At 62.2% G+C, this 16,794-nt stretch carries 16 protein-coding genes; 14 read left to right on the forward strand and 2 right to left on the reverse strand.

The window, feature by feature from the left end; translation table 11 throughout:
• Positions 1-36 precede the first annotated feature (36 nt).
• Positions 37-840, reverse strand: coding sequence for a 2-dehydro-3-deoxyglucarate aldolase (gene garL / locus SB822_RS12590; protein ID WP_410854817.1), 804 nt, complete (start codon positions 838-840; stop codon positions 37-39).
• Between the two features lie 229 nt (positions 841-1,069).
• On the opposite strand from garL, the gene SB822_RS12595 reads away from it, so the two are divergent.
• On the forward strand, positions 1,070-2,653 hold the full coding sequence (locus SB822_RS12595) for an aldehyde dehydrogenase (NADP(+)) (RefSeq protein ID WP_410854818.1): 1,584 nt from the start codon (positions 1,070-1,072) through the stop codon (positions 2,651-2,653).
• Positions 2,654-2,731: 78 nt separating this feature from the next.
• On the opposite strand, the gene SB822_RS12600 is transcribed toward SB822_RS12595, so the two are convergent.
• Positions 2,732-3,493 (reverse strand): FadR/GntR family transcriptional regulator, encoded by a 762-nt coding sequence (locus SB822_RS12600; RefSeq protein WP_410854819.1) that lies wholly within the window; start codon positions 3,491-3,493, stop codon positions 2,732-2,734.
• 562 nt (positions 3,494-4,055) lie between these two features.
• Between SB822_RS12600 and SB822_RS12605 the strand changes: the two genes are divergently transcribed.
• From SB822_RS12605 to SB822_RS12665, 13 genes are all read left to right on the forward strand, one after another.
• On the forward strand, positions 4,056-5,207 hold the full coding sequence (locus tag SB822_RS12605) for a porin (protein WP_410854820.1): 1,152 nt from the start codon (positions 4,056-4,058) through the stop codon (positions 5,205-5,207).
• Positions 5,208-5,447: 240 nt separating this feature from the next.
• Positions 5,448-6,266 carry a flagellin domain-containing protein gene (locus SB822_RS12610; RefSeq protein ID WP_410854821.1) on the forward strand — a complete coding sequence of 273 codons (819 nt, stop codon included), beginning with the start codon at positions 5,448-5,450 and terminating at the stop codon, positions 6,264-6,266.
• A gap of 91 nt (positions 6,267-6,357) precedes the next feature.
• Positions 6,358-7,521 (forward strand): sensor domain-containing diguanylate cyclase, encoded by a 1,164-nt coding sequence (locus SB822_RS12615; RefSeq protein ID WP_007733771.1) that lies wholly within the window; start codon positions 6,358-6,360, stop codon positions 7,519-7,521.
• Positions 7,522-7,664: 143 nt separating this feature from the next.
• The gene (locus SB822_RS12620) at positions 7,665-8,351 is read left to right on the forward strand and encodes a GntR family transcriptional regulator (RefSeq protein ID WP_410854822.1); all 687 of its coding nucleotides are present in this window, start codon (positions 7,665-7,667) and stop codon (positions 8,349-8,351) included.
• A gap of 242 nt (positions 8,352-8,593) precedes the next feature.
• Positions 8,594-9,181: an amino acid synthesis family protein gene (locus SB822_RS12625; RefSeq protein WP_007576843.1), complete on the forward strand. Its 588-nt coding sequence runs from the start codon at positions 8,594-8,596 to the stop codon at positions 9,179-9,181.
• Entirely contained in the window at positions 9,171-10,079 is a 909-nt protein-coding gene (locus SB822_RS12630) for an alpha/beta fold hydrolase (RefSeq protein WP_410854823.1), read from the forward strand. The genes SB822_RS12625 and SB822_RS12630 overlap by 11 nt, the downstream gene beginning before the upstream one ends.
• Positions 10,072-11,028, forward strand: a complete 957-nt coding sequence (locus SB822_RS12635) for a flavin reductase (RefSeq protein ID WP_079492757.1) — start codon at positions 10,072-10,074, stop codon at positions 11,026-11,028. Before SB822_RS12630 ends, SB822_RS12635 begins: the two co-directional genes overlap by 8 nt.
• 19 nt (positions 11,029-11,047) lie before the next feature.
• Entirely contained in the window at positions 11,048-12,091 is a 1,044-nt protein-coding gene (locus SB822_RS12640; RefSeq protein ID WP_410854824.1) for an LLM class flavin-dependent oxidoreductase, read from the forward strand.
• A 33-nt stretch (positions 12,092-12,124) separates the two neighbouring features.
• Positions 12,125-13,597: an aldehyde dehydrogenase gene (locus SB822_RS12645; protein ID WP_410854825.1), complete on the forward strand. Its 1,473-nt coding sequence runs from the start codon at positions 12,125-12,127 to the stop codon at positions 13,595-13,597.
• 38 nt (positions 13,598-13,635) lie between these two features.
• A complete protein-coding gene (locus SB822_RS12650) occupies positions 13,636-13,950 on the forward strand; it encodes an NIPSNAP family protein (RefSeq protein ID WP_079503006.1) in 315 nt (104 codons plus the stop codon).
• 70 nt (positions 13,951-14,020) lie between these two features.
• Positions 14,021-15,052 (forward strand): ABC transporter substrate-binding protein, encoded by a 1,032-nt coding sequence (locus tag SB822_RS12655; protein ID WP_007576850.1) that lies wholly within the window; start codon positions 14,021-14,023, stop codon positions 15,050-15,052.
• A 51-nt stretch (positions 15,053-15,103) separates the two neighbouring features.
• Entirely contained in the window at positions 15,104-15,988 is an 885-nt protein-coding gene (locus tag SB822_RS12660) for an ABC transporter permease (protein ID WP_410854826.1), read from the forward strand.
• Positions 15,988-16,782, forward strand: a complete 795-nt coding sequence (locus tag SB822_RS12665) for an ABC transporter permease (protein ID WP_007576855.1) — start codon at positions 15,988-15,990, stop codon at positions 16,780-16,782. The genes SB822_RS12660 and SB822_RS12665 overlap by 1 nt, the downstream gene beginning before the upstream one ends.
• Positions 16,783-16,794 lie beyond the last annotated feature (12 nt).

The following is a 16,794-nucleotide window of genomic DNA, read 5'->3' on the forward strand; positions in this document are numbered from 1 at the left end:
GAGGTGACGTCCGTGCGTTCAGGCCGCTAAGGCCGATCAAGCCGGCATGAAGTGCTGGCGGACGTTGAGCGCGCCGCTGCGCAACACGCCCATGTCGGCGCAGACGGACACCAGTGTGGCGCCCATGCCGAGATAGCGCTCGGCGTCCTGCTGCACGTGCGCGAGGATGCCGGACGGCTTGCCCGCTGCCTTCGCGCGTTCGAAGACATGCGCGATGGCCTGCTGAACGTCGGGGTGACCGGCGTTGCCCAGTTGGCCATGCGCGGCGGCGAGGTCCGAAGGGCCGATGAAGACGCCATCGACGCCATCGACCGCGAGAATCTCGTCGATTGCAGCGACGGCCGCGCGGCTCTCGATCTGCACGATGACGCAGATGTTGTCGTTGACCACTTGCAGGTAGTCCGTCACCGCGCCGTACCGATTACCGCGCTGACCCACCGACACGCCGCGAATGCCGTGCGGCGGGTAGCGGGTCGCGGCAACGGCGCGGCGCGCGTCGTCGGCGCTGTCGACGAACGGGATCAGGAAGTTGAAAAAGCCCGCATCGAGCATGCGCTTGATGATGACGTTGTCGTTGGACGGCGGGCGCACGATGGGCGCGGAGCGGCTGTCTTTCAGCGCCATTAGCTGTGGTATCAGCGTGAGTTCGTCATTGGGCGCGTGCTCGGCGTCGAGCAGGATCCAGTCGAAGCCCACGGTGCCGAGCAGTTCGGTCGTGATCGGGCTGGCCAGTGATGCCCAGCAGCCGATCAGGCGCTCGCCGTTTTTGACGGCGGCGCGAAAGCTATTCGGTAGTGGTTGATAGGGTTGATACGGTTGATGCGGTGACGACAAAGCCATCTCTTTCTCCTGGGGTGGGCGCTGCCTGCCCGGCGAAGTGCGTCTTGCGAAATATGGTATGTCATAGGACGTCCGAACACAAGATACGTTGTCAGTTGACTGCGAGAAAGAATGGTAAACCCTGAAGGCTTATGGCAAACGCCGCGCCGCTTGAAGCGCGCATTGCGTCATGATCGATGTATGTTGTACGATGACCGATGTTAAATCAGCCAAATGGAGAAGAGACATCGTGCAATTGACAGGTGACATGCTGATCGGGCGGCAGGCGGTTCATGGCGCAGACAGGGCGCTGCGCGCATTCAATCCATCGACGGGCGAGGAGATCGACACGCCCGTTTTCGGCAGCGGCACGGTAGAGGACGTCTCGCGCGCCTGCGAGCTGGCCGCGCACGCTTTCGACACCTACCGGCATCTTCCGCTTTCACAGCGGGCCGAGTTTCTGGAGCGGATCGCGGATGGCATCACGGCGCTCGGCGATGCATTGATCGAACGCGCGCACGTCGAATCCGGGCTGCCGAAGGCGCGGCTGGAAGGCGAGCGCGCACGTACCACGGGGCAGTTGAAGCTGTTCGCCAATGAAGTGCGCGCGGGCCAATGGCTCACAGCGACGCTCGATTCGCCGTTGCCCGAGCGCAAGCCGTTGCCGCGCTCGGATCTGCGCATGCAGAAGATTGCCGTTGGGCCGGTGGCCGTGTTCGGCGCGAGCAACTTTCCGCTCGCGTTCTCGGTGGCGGGCGGCGACACGGCGGCGGCGCTGGCCGCCGGATGCCCGGTCGTCGTCAAGGCGCATCGTGCTCACCTCGGTACGTCGGAGATGGTCGGGCGCGTCATTCAGCGCGTGGCGGCCGAAATGAACTTGCCCGAAGGCGTGTTCTCGATGATCGTCGGCGCGGGCAGCACGGTCGGCGAGGCGCTCGTCGCGCATCCGGCCATCAGGGCGGTCGGCTTCACGGGCTCGCGCGCGGGCGGCACGTCGCTGATGAAGGTCGCGGCGAATCGTCCCGAGCCCATTCCTGTGTACGCGGAAATGAGCAGCATCAATCCCGTGTTTCTGTTACCCGTTGCACTGGCTGCGCGTGGCGACGCGATCGCGCGTGGTTTCGTGGATTCGCTCGCGCTCGGCGCGGGGCAGTTCTGTACGAATCCGGGGCTGGTGATCGGTATCGACGGTCCCGAACTGCGCGCGTTCACGCAAGCCGCGGCGCAGGCGCTCGATCAGAAGCCCGCGCAGACGATGCTCACGTCGGGCATTCATGCCGCGTATCAGGAGGGCGAGGCGAGGCTCGCTGCCATCCAAGGCGTCGAGCCCGTTGCGCAGGGTCTCGAAGCAACGGGGCCGACGCAGGCGTGCGCGGCACTGTTCGTCACCGATGCAGCCGTCTTTCTGAAGAAGCCCGAACTGGAAGACGAGGTGTTCGGTCCCGCATCGACCATTGTGCGGTGCAAGGACGAGCAGGAACTTCTCGCGGTGGCGGAGCACTTCGCGGGACAACTGACAGCGACGATTGCAATGGATCGCGACGACGTGCAACTCGCGAAGAAGCTGGTGCCGATTCTGGAGCGCAAGGCGGGGCGTCTGCTCGTCAACGGTTTCCCGACGGGCGTCGAAGTGTGTCACGCGATGGTGCACGGCGGGCCGTTCCCGGCAACGGCGGACAGCCGCGTGACGTCCGTCGGCTCGACGTCGATCGAGCGCTTTCTGCGTCCTGTGTGTTATCAGGATTTTCCGGCTGAACTATTGCCGCAGGCGCTGGCCGACGATAATCCGCTCGGACTCTGGCGTCGTCGCGATGGGCAGATCGTCAACGCGTGATCATCTGACGCGATTGGCTTTGTAACGAAAAAGCGGCCATGTATTCAGGCCGCTTCTTCGTTTGATCGACGTAGTGCTTTACACCGCGCGTGTCGCCGCCGCTTCTTCCGCTTGGGCGCTTGCGCGGCGCAGGCGTTCGCGGCTGCTCGACAGATGCATGCGCATCGCCGCGCGTGCACCATCAGGGTCTTTGCGCGCGATCGCATCGAGAATATTTTCGTGTTCGAGATTCACACGCGCCATATAGGCGTTGGGATCGCTTTGCGCGAGCCCAGCCGAATCCACGCGATGCCGCGGAATCAGCGCCGTGCCCAACTGCGTGAGAATGTCGACGAAATAGCGGTTGCCCGTCGAGCTCGCAATTGAAATATGAAAGCGCAGATCGGCGGCCGTGCTGTCACCGCCGACGCGGCTCGTTTCTTCGATGGCGTCGAGCGCCGCGCGAATCTTCGCGATATCGCGTTCGCTTGCGCGCTGCGCGGCGAGCCCCGCGCATTCCGTCTCGAGGCTGATGCGCAATTCCAGCACCGACAGCACATCGTTCAACGTGGTGGCGGGCACCATGTCCAGACCGAGTGGCTCGCGGCGCGGCTCCAGTACGAAACTGCCGATCCCGTGGCGCGTTTCGATCACGCGATTGGCCTGCAGACGCGAAATGGCTTCGCGTACGACGGTGCGGCTGACGCCAAGCAAGGACATCAGCGTTGTTTCGGTCGGCAGTTGATCGCCCGGTTTTAGCGCGTGCGAAGTAACCTGCTCGTTGACATAGGCGACGACCTGATCAGCAAGGCTCCCGCGTGCCCGCCGTGGGGTCGAACCTGGTGCTGCAGACGCGGCCATGTAACGCTCCTGGGGATTTTCGAGACTTATCTGCATTATACGTTGTCCTACAACGAACGGCCGGGTTTGGCTTACGAGTCGTGGCGGCTGCAAAGCGCTTGTGTGCTCGCGTCGAGCGAATTAACGAGATGCGTCGGACTGGCTTGTCGGACATCGCAACGCAACCGCGAATGCTACGGGCGACATCGCGTGAACGTCCCTCACGCTGCAGCAGCCAAAACGTCGTTTCGTGTGCGGTCAACATCACGCATCAGCGATATCGATTCGCTTATCCGCAGCAAGAAAGAAAGATTAGGAAACGCGTCATTGATCCTCACGCGTTGACTTCAAAAATCGCGTCACCTAGATTGGCGCCTGTCTGGAAATCGCTTCATATTCTCTCCTTCCACGCAGATGAATAATGATTCCGGGCTTCGGCTATGTGTATTCACATAGCCTTTTTTGCTTTATAAAAGGCAGGAAAGCTAATCAGTTGCATATAACCAACAAGTAATTTATCGACTTTTAAGCGCCTGTATTCTCGCGATCGCAATACATTTTTAAACGAGTGATAGAGGAACAGATGAAAAGAACTGCAATTGCGGCTGTTGCATTCACGTTGAGCTCGATGACGATCGCGGCTCATGCACAGAACAGCGTCACGCTCTACGGGCTTATCGATGCAGGTATCGGCTACGTTCACAACGCCGACTCGAACAGCAACCTGACGGGCATGATCAACGGCAACCTCAGCGGCGACCGCTGGGGCCTGAAGGGCAGTGAAGATCTTGGCGGCGGCCTGAAGACGATCTTCGCGCTGGAAAGCGGCTTCGATGTCGGCACGGGCAAGATGGGCCAGGGTTCGCGTCTGTTCGGCCGCCAGGCTTACGTGGGCTTCCAGGGCGACAAGTGGGGCACCGTCACGCTGGGCCGTCAGTACGACCCGATCACGGATACCGTTCAAGGCGTCACCGCCGACAACTACTTCGGCTCCACGTTCGCGACGCCGGGCGACGTCGACAACAACGACAACAGCGCGCGCGTGTCGAACGCCGTCAAGTATGTGTCGCCGAACTACGCGGGCTTCCAGTTCGAAGGCCTGTATGCATTCAGCGGCGTGGCTGGCCAGACGGGCCAAGGCTACACGTATAGCGGCGCGGCGACGTACTCGGTCGGCAATCTGTCGCTGGCGGCAGGCTATCTGCGCGCAACCAACAACTCCGCAACGGGCGGGCGCACGAGTTGGGCGAGCAGCACGACGGACTCGATCTTCGACAGCCACATCAACGACGGTTACGTGAGCGCGAAATCGGTCAGCATCGCTCAACTGGGCGGCCAGTACGTACTCGGCTCCGTGACGCTGGGCGCGTCGTACAGCAACACGCAACTGAAGGCCGATGCAAGCTCGAGCTTCTCGACGACCGAGAAGTACAACAGCGGCAAGGCATTCGTCGCGTACCAGGCAACGCCCGCTTTGATCGCTGGCGTGGGCTATGCGTACACGGCGGCATCGGGCGATACGTCGGCGCATTATCACCAGGTCAGCCTGGGCGCGGACTACAACCTGTCCAAGCGCACCGACTTCTACGCCGTCGCAGCGTATCAGCATGCCAACGGCACGCAGCGTCTGTCCGATGGCACGACGCAGGCAGCGCAGGCATCGATCGGCTCGTACGGCTATAACGGCACGAGCACGCAAGAGATCGCGATTGTGGGGATTCGCCACAAGTTCTGATGCATTGCATCTGATGCAAAACCCGCATGCGCAATTCGTGCATGCGGGTTTTTTTATGCTCTTTAAAAATATCCGGTAAGAAAGTTGAAGTAAGCGTAAATGGTATGAATGAAAGGTTTTCCGCTCTTAATTTTGCCGTTATCGAACCGTTAGAAAAGAAGCAACGCCGTGAATGAATGCTTTTACACGCAGGCGAAGCAAAAGGTCTTTAATGGCAGTTATTGAGGAACGAGGAAGCGAATGCTGAACATCAACACCAACATCATGTCGCTGACGGCGCAGAACAACCTGTCGGGCTCGCAAAGCGCGCTCTCGCAGGCGATCGGCCGTCTGTCGTCGGGCAAGCGCGTAAATACCGCCGCCGACGATGCGGCCGGTCTCGCGATTTCGACGACGCAAACGGCGTCGATCAATGCACTTACGCAAGGGGCTGCGAATGCGAACAACGGCATTTCGATGGTGCAGACGACGAACGGCGCGCTGCAATCGATCGTCAGTAACCTGCAGCGTATTCGCCAGCTCGCAGTGGAAGCGGGCGACGGCTCGCTCGATTCGAACGCGCTGGCGAACCTGCAGTCGGAAGTGTCGACCCGCTTGACGGAAATCACGCGCGTCGCGCAACAGACCACGTTCAACGGCCAGTCCGTTCTGAGCGGCATCGGTACGATCAACTTCCAGATCGGCGCATTCGACAACCAACAGATCACGGCCGACTTCGGCTCGCAGAAATGGGATGCAGGCAGCCTCGGCGTCAGCGGGCTGTCGGTTTCGAACGCATCGGGTGCTCAGGCCGCAATGAGCACGATCGATAGCGTTCTCACGAGCGTCAACACCTTCCAGGCAACGCTCGGCGCAACGCAGAACACGTTCCAGGCTGCCATCTCGACGACGAACACGCAAGCAACAAACATGAGCTCCGCGCGTTCGCAGATCACCGACGCGGACTTCGCGACCGAAACGGCGAATCTGTCGAAGGCACAAGTGCTGCAGCAGGCGGGCATCTCGGTGCTGGCGCAGGCCAATTCGATGCCGCAGACCGTGCTGAAGCTGCTCGAGTGACGGCGGCACGGGCTGAGGTATATTGCGAGGCTGTCCCGCAAGCGCACATGAAACGGATGATTTTCATGTCGCGAGCCCGCCCCGGAGCCGTATGCCAGCCTTCGATCTTCGCACCGTCATTCTGATGTCGTCAGTCATGCCAGGCTTGATGGCGCTCGTCATGTTCTCTCTGGGGCGCGGTTTTCCGGCAAATATTCGCGGTGTCGGGCATTGGGCTTCGGGTGCGCTGATCGTGTCGATGTCGGCGATCCTGCTGGCGTTGCGCGGCGGCATCGGCGACTGGCTTTCCATTGTCGTCGCCAACGTCGGCCTGATTCTCGGCACAGGGCTGTGGCTTATCGGCAGTCAGTTGTTTTATGGGCTGCGTCCTTCGCGCCGCTTTGTCGCGCTGCTGCTCGTAATCGGCGTGATCGCGATGAGCTGGATGACATGGGTGCATCCTTCCGTGGCGGGACGCACGCTGTGCATGTCCGCGATCCTCACGGCGACGTTCGGCATGAACAGCCTGACCATGCTGCGGTTCGGCAAAAGCAGCAATACGGCGCTCTACGTCGGCTCGATGCAACTGGTGCAGACGGTCGCTACGGCGGCGCGCGGCATCTCGATGTTCGTGCCGGCCTGGGCGAGCGCCGGGCTGTTTGCTCCCGACTTCATCCAGAAGATCTATCTGATCACGAGCGCGTTGATGTCGCTGACGGTGACGGTCGGCTTGTTGTTCGTCGCGATGGACAGATTGCGTAACCAGCTCGAACGGCAGTCGTTCATGGACCCGCTGACTGGGCTGCTGAATCGTCGCGCGTTTCTGAGCGCGCATCAGCAGGAACGCGAGAAGACGATGCGCACGGGCGGACTGCTGTCGCTGATGCTGATCGATCTCGATCACTTCAAGCAGGTCAACGATACATATGGGCACGCCACGGGCGATCGCATCCTGATCGACTTCGCGAAACGCGTCGCCGATCTGTTGCCGGCGCCGGGGCATGTCGCGCGCTGGGGCGGCGAGGAGTTCGCCGTACTGTTGCCGCGCGTGCGCCCCGACGAGGCGAGGGACCACGCGGAGCGTATCCGCCAGCGCGTCGCGCAAAAAGACGATGCGACGCTGCCTGGCTACACATGCAGTATCGGTGTCGCGTGCATGGCCGCGAGCGACGCGACCATCGAGCAACTGGCGAGAGATGCCGACGAAGCGCTGTACAGCGCGAAACGCGGCGGGCGCAATTGCGTCCAACTCAGCGACCACGTGATCCTGATCTAGGGGTTCCAGGCGCTTGGGCGGATCGCCGGCGCCTTTCATCCAGCCGTCAGCGCGGCAAGATGGACGATAATATGGCATTCCAGCTTGAGCATTCGCTTTTCGCGAGGCAAGTTGGGCCTTCGTCCATTTCCTTACTGCTGCCTATGTCAGACCTCAGAATCGACCGCAATGCGAAGACGCTGCGCGAACTTACGCTCGACAAGCTGCGTGGCGCAATCGTGCAAGGGTATTTCCGGCCGGGCGCGCGCCTCGTCGAACGGACGTTGTGCGATGAACTGGGCGTGAGCCGGACGGTGGTGCGCGAAGTGCTGCGGCACCTGGAGACGGAAGGGCTCGTCGAGATCGTCGCGCGGCAGGGACCGATCGTTGCGCGGCTGGACCCGGCGCAGGTCGGCGAAATCTACGAACTGCGCGGTTTGCTCGAAGCCAACGCGGCGCGCGCCTGCGCCGAACAGTCGACGCCCGAACTCGTGCAGCAACTGCGCGACATCCGCAAGACCATCGAGGACGCCTTCGAGCAAGAGGATCTGCCGCGCGTGCTCGACTACACCGAACGCTTCTACGAGGCGATGTTCGAGGGCGCGCAGAAACATGTGTCGCTGACTGTCGTGAAGACGCTGAACGCGCGCATCAACCGTCTGCGGGCGCTGACGATCGCGGTGCCGGGGCGCGGCGGCGAGTCGAATCGCGAGATGAACAAGCTGCTCGACGCCATCGAGCGGCGCGATGGCGACGCGGCGTCGGCGGCGTCGTTCGCGCATATCAGGCGCACTGCGGAGCTCGCGCTGAACGCGCTCGCGCAGCAGGCCGAGTCGACCGACAACGCCTGATTCGCTTCGTTGCCTCCGCTGCATCCAAGGCCGCCGGCATCCCCGGCGGCCTTTCTTTTTACGCCTTTCCATCCATTTGCTGCGTCGCACAAACTTAGTGCCACGCCGAAAGCGTGCCTGAAACCGCTTCGTTCGTATCATGGTATTCCATAATACTTTGGTCCTTGGTGTGGACCATAAGATGGAATACCATAATCTCAATCAACGACATTCATGGCCTCGGCCCCGTCAGGAGAAACGATATGAAGCTGGAAGTGCGCAAACTGGTCACGTACGTCGAAGAGACCTTTATCGAAGGGGGCAAGGCTGCGGCCCGGCCGCTGAAGCTGATCGGCGCGGCGGCCGTGCTGCGCAACCCGTGGGCGGGACGCGGCTTCGTCGAAGATCTGAAGCCGGAAATTCACGGGCTCGCGCCGCAACTCGGCGAAATGCTGACGGCGGAAATGCTGCGTGTCGCCGGTTCGGGCGATGCGATCGAAGGGTATGGCAAGGCGGCCATCGTTGGTACGTCGGGCGAGATCGAGCATGCCTCCGCGCTGATCCATACGCTGCGCTTCGGTAACTACTATCGGAAAGCGGTCGGCGCGAAGAGTTATCTGAGCTTCACGAATCTGCGCGGCGGTCCGAACTGCCCGATCGCCATTCCGTTGATGCACAAGCACGACGAAGGCATGCGTTCGCACTATCTGACGGTGCAGTTTTCGATCGTCGATGCCCCAGCGCCCGATGAACTGGTGATCGCGCTCGGCGCATCGATTGGCGGCCGTCCGCATCATCGGATCGGCGACCGCTATCAGGACCTGAAGGAGCTCGAGTCCAATGAAGCGTGAGCACGTCTCCGGGCGCGCCGTGTCGCGTGGCGAGGCCGCGGGCACGAGCTACAGCGTCTACGCGCCGCAGTCGGTGGATACACCCGAGACGGTGGTCCTCGTCCACGGCGTCGGTATGAACCAGAGCGTGTGGGCGCCGCAGATCGATGCGTTGAGCGCGGCGTATCAGGTCGTCGTGTACGACATGCTCGGCCACGGCAATAGCCCACTGCCGACGCCCGCGCCGGCGCTCGACGAATACGCGTCGCAACTCGAGACGCTGCTCGATGCGATGCAGATCGAGCAGGCGCATGTGATCGGGCATTCGATGGGCGCGCTCGTCGCACTCGAATTCGCGCTTGCGCATCCGCAACGCACGCTGAGCGTTGTCGCGCTGAACGCCGTGTACGACCGCACGCCCGCACAGCGTGAGGCCGTGATGACGCGTGCCGCGATGCTCGGCGATGCGCCCACGGAGAATCCCGCCGCTGCCGGCGTGGACGCCACGTTGTCACGCTGGTTCGGCGATCCGATTCCCGTGCATCTGACGCAATCGGCGCAGGCCGTGCGAGATCTGTTGTTGTCGGTTGATCCCGTCGGCTATGCGCGCACGTACCGGCTCTTCGCCAGTTCGGACGATGCGCACGTTGGCCGCCTTGCAGAACTTGCCGTGCCCGCGCTGTTTCTCACAGGCGAGTTCGATCCGAACTCGAGCCCGTCGATGTCGAGCGCGATGGCGGAGGCCGCGCCATTCGGCCGCGCGGAAATCATCGCCAACGAACGTCACATGATGAACGTCACCGATCCGGCGCGCGTCAATGAACGGCTGCTCGCGTTTCTGACGGAAGCATCGGCGCAGCGCGCCGCGACAGCAGCGAATGCACTGCACGGATCGATCTCTGGAGAACGCCATGACTGATGCCGTCAACGAACTGCCTTTCGACATCGCCGACTTTCGCCGCGCGCTCGGCGCGTTCGTGACGGGCGTGACGGTCGTCACGACGATCCAGCCCGACGGCTCGCCGCGCGGCTTCACGGCGAATTCGTTCACGTCGGTGTCGCTCGATCCGCCGCTGATCCTCGTCTGCATCGCGAAGACGGCATCGAGTTATCAGGTGTTTTCGCAAGCGCCTCAGTTTGCCGTGAGCGTGCTGGCCGAAGACCAGAAAGCGGTGTCGGGCGTGTTCGCATCGAAGGCCGCCGACAAGTTCGCACAGGTCGCGTGGAGTGCGCGCGCAACGGGTGCGCCCGTTGTCGACAATGCAGCCGCGTGTTTTGACTGCACGACGCACGATGTCGTCGATGCGGGCGATCACATCATATTGATCGGACGGGTCGTCGATTTTCTTCATACCAGCTCATCGCCGCTCGGCTATTGCCGGGGCGCGTATGTGAACTTCAGTCTGTCGCAGGACGCACTCGCAGCGGCCGGGCCGCGCGCGCAGGTCGGCGCGATTCTCGAACATCGCGATGGCATCGTGCTGCTCGATACGCCTAAAGGTTTGCAACTGCCGACAGGCAACAAACTCGAACCCGCAAGCGATGCTGCCAGTCTGCGCGGCGTGCTGGCGAAACTCGGCCTCGACGCGCATCTCGACTTTCTTTTCGCCGTATTCGAATCGGGCAGCGGCCAGGCACCGAGTGTGCAAGTCTATTATCGCGGCCGCGTGATCGACAGCGGCGCAGCGTGGATGGACAGCGCGATCCGCATCGTGCCGTTAGCGCAGATTCCGTGGGATGAATTGCACGACGACGCCGTGCGGTCGATGCTCGAACGCTATGTGCGTGAGCGCAGCGAGGACGCCTTCGGTATCTATGTTGGCGACACGGAAGCGGGCACTGTGCAGACGCTCGCGCTGGCTCACTGAAGATAGGAGACCCAACATCATGAAATTTTCACTGTTCCTGCACATGGAGCGATACGACGACACAACGTCGCATCGCGAACTGTTCGATCAGATGACCGAACTTGTGCAGATGGCCGAGCGCGGCGGTTTCGAGACCGCGTGGATCGGCGAGCATCACGCGATGGAATTCACGATCGCGCCTAACCCGTTCGTCAATCTGTCGTATCTCGCTGCAAAGACCGAGCGTATTCGTCTGGGCACGGGCACGGTGATCGCGCCGTTCTGGCATCCGATTCGTCTCGCAGGCGAAGCAGGCATGGTCGACGTAGCGAGCAACGGACGGCTCGACCTCGGCATCGCGCGCGGCGCGTATTCGTTCGAATACGAGCGCCTGTTGCCCGGCCTCGATGCAATGAGCGCCGGCGCACGAATGCGCGAACTGGTGCCGGCGTTGCGCAAGCTCTTCAACGGCGATTACGAGCATCAGGGCGAATTCTGGTCGTGGCCCAAAACGACGCCCGTGCCGCGCCCGATTCAACAACCGCATCCTCCCATGTGGCTCGCCGCGCGCGATCCAAACTCGCATGCGTTCGCGGTGGCGAACGGCTGCAATGTGCAGGTGACGTCGCTGGCTTCGGGCGATGCCGAAGTCGTGAGCCTGATGGAGCGTTTCAACGCTGCGTGCGCGGCGCATCCCGAGGTGCCGCGGCCGCAGGTGATGATGCTGATGCATACGTTCGTCGGCGCGAATGCGGCGGAAGTGGATGCAGGCGTGGAAGATCTCGCGACGTTTTATCGCTACTTCAGCAAGTGGTTCAAGAACGAACGTCCCATCGAACAAGGCTTTATCGAGCCGTTGACGGATGCGGACGTCGCCATGTTCCCGCAATACTCGTCCGAGTCGATTCGCAAGAACCTCGTGATCGGCGAACCGAAACAGGTGATCGCGCGGCTCAAGGGCTATGAGGAACTCGGCTATGACCAGTACAGCTTCTGGCTCGACAGCCATATGAGCTTCGAGCGCAAGCGCAAGTCGCTGGAACTGTTCATTTCCGACGTGATGCCGGCATTTTCAACCCGCTGACGTCACGCGCTAACAGACAACGGAGTGGCTGACATGGTCCAGCGGTTCCAGCAATACATCGACGGTGCATTCGAAGAGGCGCGCGAGCATTTCGACAGCATCGATCCATCGACGGGCGACGTCTGGGCGCAGATGCCCGCCGCGAGCGCGGAAGATGTCGACCGTGCGGTGCGCGCCGCGCATCGCGCATTGAACGATCCAGCGTGGGCAAACCTCACGGCGAGCGCGCGCGGCAAGCTGCTGTACAAGCTCGCCGATCTCGTCGCGCAACATGCGCCGCGTCTTGCCGAACTCGAGACGCAGGACACGGGCAAGATCATCCGCGAGACGCGCAGCCAGATTGGATACGTCGCCGAGTATTACCGCTACTACGCGGGCGTCGCCGACAAGATCCAGGGCGCGTGGCTGCCCGTCGATAAAGCCGATATGGAAGTGACGCTGCGGCGTGAACCTGTCGGCGTCGTCGCGGGCATCGTGCCGTGGAATTCGCAGCTGTTTCTGTCGGCCGTCAAAGTGGGGCCTGCACTCGCGGCGGGCTGCACGATTGTCCTCAAGGCATCGGAAGACGGTCCTGCGCCTTTGCTCGAATTTGCGCGACTCGTGCAGGAAGCAGGCTTTCCGAAGGGCGTCGTCAATATCGTGACGGGCTTTGGCAACGATTGCGGACGCACGCTGACGAGTCATCCGCTCGTCTCGCGCATCGCCTTCACGGGCGGACCTGAAACGGCGCGTCACGTGGTGCGCAATTCGGCGGAGAACCTCGCGGCGATGTCGCTGGAACTGGGCGGCAAGTCGCCCGTGCTCGTATTCGACGACGCCGATCTCGACAGCGCATGCAACGCCGTGATCGCGGGCATCTTTGCGGCGACGGGGCAAAGCTGCGTGGCCGGCTCGCGGCTCGTCGTGCAGCGCGGTATTCACGATGCGCTTCTCGAACGTCTCATTGCTAAAGCGCAAACGATCCGCATCGGCAACCCGCAAGACATGGCAACCGAAATGGGACCGCTGGCGACGCGCCGTCAACTCGACCACATCCAGCACGTGCTGCGCGCGAGTGTCGAAGCTGGCGGGCGCATCGTCACGGGAGGCAAGCAGCCGGATGGCATCGGCAAGGGCAATTACTTCTTGCCGACCATCGTCGATTGCCCGAATGCTCAGGTGCCGAGTGTGATGGAGGAACTGTTCGGGCCGGTGCTGAGCGTCGTTACATTCGACACGGAAGCCGACGCGATCGCCCTTGCGAACGACACACGCTATGGCCTCGCATCCGGTGTGTTCACGCGCGATCTGACGCGTGCGCATCGGCTCACGCGTGCGTTGCGCGCGGGCATCGTGTGGGTCAACACGTATCGCGCGGTGTCGCCCATCGTGCCGTTCGGCGGCTATGGTTTGAGCGGTCTCGGACGGGAGGGCGGGCTCGAAGCGGTGCTCGAATACACGCGCACGAAATCGGTCTGGATTCGCACATCGGATGAGCCGATCGCCGATCCGTTCGTGATGCGCTGATCAATGCACTGATAAAGGCGTCGATACCAGGAGCCCGCATGTTCTACGAAATCCGCACGTACCGCATCAGAACGGGTGCCGTGCCTGCCTATCTGAAGCTGGTCGAAGAAGAAGGCATTGCGTTGCAGAAGCGCTATCTGGGCCAACTGATCGGCTATTTCTTCTCGGAGGTCGGTCCGCTGAATCAGATCGTGCATATCTGGGCCTATCCGAGCCTCGACGAACGCGAACGCCGCCGCGCGGCGCTCGCTGAAGACCCGGCATGGCAGGCCTTCGCGCCGAAGATTCAGGCGCTGATGGAGGAGATGGAAAACAAGATCATGAAGCCAGCGCGTTTTTCGCCGCTAGCCTGAGAGAACGCATTCGACGGGCCGCCCGCTGTACGCATCGCATCGACACAAAACATATTCCCTGGAGACAGACATGAGCAGCAGAAGCACCACGTATTTCGCGCCGCTGATCGCGCTTTGCGCGGCGACGCTCGCGGCAACGCCGGCACTCGCCGCGGACCCGATCGTGTTCACGAGCTGGGGCGGCACCACGCAATCGTCGCAGCAGAAGAACTGGGCGGCGCCGTTCACGCAGGCGACGGGCATCAACGTGCTGATGGACGGTCCGACCGACTACGGCAAGCTCAAGGCGATGGTCGATAGCGGCAACGTGAACTGGGATGTCGTCGATGTCGAAGGCGATTTCGCGTATGCGGCGCAACAGGCCGGCCTGATCGAACCAATCGATTACTCCGTCGTAAAGAAGGATGAACTGGACCCGCGCTTCGCGACGCCGGCGGCCGTGGGTAGCTTCTACTATTCGTTCGTGCTCGGCTACAACAAGGCGAAGTACAAGGACGCGCAGCCGTCCACCTGGGCCGATCTGTTCGATACGAAGAAATTCCCCGGCAAGCGCACGCTCTACAAATGGTCGGCGCCAGGCGTGCTCGAAATCGCGCTGCTCGCCGATGGCGTGCCGCCGAACAAGCTCTATCCGCTCGACCTCGACCGCGCGTTCAAGAAGCTCGACACGATCAAGGGCGACATCGTCTGGTGGAGCGGCGGCGCGCAATCGCAGCAATTGCTCGCATCAGGCGAAGCGCCTATCGGCATGTTCTGGAACGGGCGACTGCATGCGCTCGAACAGACGGGCGTGCCTGTCGGCATTTCATGGAACCAGAACCTGACGGCGGCCGACATGCTCGTGATCCCGAAGGGCGCGAAGCACAAGGCGGAAGCGATGAAGTACCTCGCTGCCGCAACGAGCCCGCAAGCGCAGGCGAAGTTCGCAACGGATACGGGTTATGCGCCTATCAACGTGAAGTCGGCCGCGCTGATGTCGCCCGCAATCGCGAAGACGCTGCCCGACCAGTACAAGAACTCGCAGATCAATCTCGACATGAAGTACTGGGCCGAGAATCGCGACGCGATTGCGAAGCGCTGGTACGCGTGGCAGTCCAAGTAAGCGTGCTGCACGACAGCGTCGGAATCGTTATCGGAGTGGATGGGAGACACCATGCCTAATGTCCTGAGTACCGTCGCGCATCCGCCCGCGACGGCCGCGCGCCGGCGGCGCGACTGGCGCAGCGTTCGCCTGCTGATACCCGCGCTGCTGCTGCTCGTGATCTTCTTTCTGCTGCCCGTGCTGTCGCTGCTGTTGCGCAGCGTGCTGGAGCCGTCGCCGGGGCTGCATAACTATGCGCAACTGGTCGGCTCGACGGACTACCTGCGTGTGTTCGGCAACACGTTTCTGGTCGCGACGGTCGTGACGCTAGCGACGCTCGCGATCGGCTTTCCGACTGCGTGGCTGCTCGCCATTGCGCCGCGCAAGCTGAGTTCGGTGTTCTTCGCGATCCTGCTGCTGTCGATGTGGACCAACCTGCTGGCGCGCACCTTCGCGTGGATGGTGCTGCTGCAACAGACGGGGCCGATCAACCGGATGCTGATGGCGCTCGGCATCATCAGCGAGCCGCTGACGCTCGTGAACAACCTGATCGGCGTGACCATCGGCATGACGTACATCATGTTGCCGTTTCTCGTGATGCCGCTGCATGCAACATTGCGCGGCATCGATCCGTCGACGCTGCGAGCGGCGGCGATCTGCGGCGCGAGCCGGTGGCAGGCGTTCTGGCGCGTGCTGGTGCCGCTTGCAATGCCCGGTGTCGCGTCGGGTGCGTTGATGGTGTTCGTGATGGCGCTCGGCTACTTCGTCACGCCTGCGTTGCTCGGCGGCGCGTCGTACATGATGCTCGCGGAACTCATCGCGCAGCTCGTGCAGCAACTGTTGAACTGGGGTCTCGCTGGCGCCGCCGCTTTCGTGCTGCTCGCCGTGACGCTCGCGCTGTATGCGCTGCAACTGCGCTTCACGGGCAGTGCGCGCGCAAGTCTGGGAGGCCGATAATGTTGCTCGATTTCGATCGCCTGGGCGCGCTGCGCTGGGCATTGCTCTCTATCGGCGCTGCCGTCGCGCTCTTTCTCTTGCTGCCGATCGTATTCATCGTCGCGCTGTCGTTCGGCGACTCGCAATGGCTGATCTTTCCGCCGCCAGGCTGGACGCTGGAATGGTATCGCCAGCTCTTCACCGACGCCGGCTGGATCGACTCGTTGCTGACGAGCGCGAAGCTCGCGGTGATCGTAACGGTGCTCTCGGTATTGATCGGCTTTCTCGCGTCGCTTGCGCTGGTGCGCGGCAAGTTTCGCGGACGCAATGCCGTGCAGGCGTTCTTCTTGACGCCGATGGTGCTGCCCGTCGTCGTGCTCGCCGTCGCGTTGTATGCGTTCTTCCTGCGCATCGGCCTGAATGGCACGATCACGGGTTTCGTGATCGGCCACCTGATCATCGCGTTGCCGTTCTCGATCATTTCGATCAGCAACTCGCTCGCGAGCTTCGACACGGCGCTTGAAGATGCCGCGTTGATCTGCGGCGCGTCGCCGCTCGAAGTGAAACTGCGCGTCACATTGCCTGCAATCCGGCTCGGCATTTTCGCTGCGGCGATCTTCTCGTTCCTCGCATCGTGGGACGAAGTGGTGGTGTCGATCTTCATGGCGAGCCCCACGTTGCAGACACTGCCCGTACGTATCTGGGCGACGCTGCGGCAGGATTTGACGCCCGTCGTCGCGGCGGCGTCTTCGCTGCTGGTCGGCTTGACGGCTGTATTGATGCTCGCGGGCGCCGTGCTGCGCCGCGCGCGATAACCGAGGTGAACG

The organism is Paraburkholderia sp. SIMBA_054 (genome assembly GCF_046534875.1).
Lineage (GTDB): Bacteria > Pseudomonadota > Gammaproteobacteria > Burkholderiales > Burkholderiaceae > Paraburkholderia > Paraburkholderia hospita.

Bases quoted from the DNA above. Each gene is read 5' to 3' on its own strand.
- garL (WP_410854817.1), bottom strand. From the start codon at position 840: ATGGCTTTGTCGTCACCGCATCAACCGTATCAACCCTATCAACCACTA.
- SB822_RS12600 (WP_410854819.1), bottom strand. From the start codon at position 3,493: ATGGCCGCGTCTGCAGCACCAGGTTCGACCCCACGGCGGGCACGCGGG.
- SB822_RS12605 (WP_410854820.1), top strand. From the start codon at position 4,056: ATGAAAAGAACTGCAATTGCGGCTGTTGCATTCACGTTGAGCTCGATG.
- SB822_RS12610 (WP_410854821.1), top strand. From the start codon at position 5,448: ATGCTGAACATCAACACCAACATCATGTCGCTGACGGCGCAGAACAAC.
- SB822_RS12615 (WP_007733771.1), top strand. From the start codon at position 6,358: ATGCCAGCCTTCGATCTTCGCACCGTCATTCTGATGTCGTCAGTCATG.
- SB822_RS12620 (WP_410854822.1), top strand. From the start codon at position 7,665: ATGTCAGACCTCAGAATCGACCGCAATGCGAAGACGCTGCGCGAACTT.
- SB822_RS12625 (WP_007576843.1), top strand. From the start codon at position 8,594: ATGAAGCTGGAAGTGCGCAAACTGGTCACGTACGTCGAAGAGACCTTT.
- SB822_RS12630 (WP_410854823.1), top strand. From the start codon at position 9,171: ATGAAGCGTGAGCACGTCTCCGGGCGCGCCGTGTCGCGTGGCGAGGCC.
- SB822_RS12635 (WP_079492757.1), top strand. From the start codon at position 10,072: ATGACTGATGCCGTCAACGAACTGCCTTTCGACATCGCCGACTTTCGC.
- SB822_RS12640 (WP_410854824.1), top strand. From the start codon at position 11,048: ATGAAATTTTCACTGTTCCTGCACATGGAGCGATACGACGACACAACG.
- SB822_RS12645 (WP_410854825.1), top strand. From the start codon at position 12,125: ATGGTCCAGCGGTTCCAGCAATACATCGACGGTGCATTCGAAGAGGCG.
- SB822_RS12650 (WP_079503006.1), top strand. From the start codon at position 13,636: ATGTTCTACGAAATCCGCACGTACCGCATCAGAACGGGTGCCGTGCCT.
- SB822_RS12655 (WP_007576850.1), top strand. From the start codon at position 14,021: ATGAGCAGCAGAAGCACCACGTATTTCGCGCCGCTGATCGCGCTTTGC.
- SB822_RS12660 (WP_410854826.1), top strand. From the start codon at position 15,104: ATGCCTAATGTCCTGAGTACCGTCGCGCATCCGCCCGCGACGGCCGCG.
- SB822_RS12665 (WP_007576855.1), top strand. From the start codon at position 15,988: ATGTTGCTCGATTTCGATCGCCTGGGCGCGCTGCGCTGGGCATTGCTC.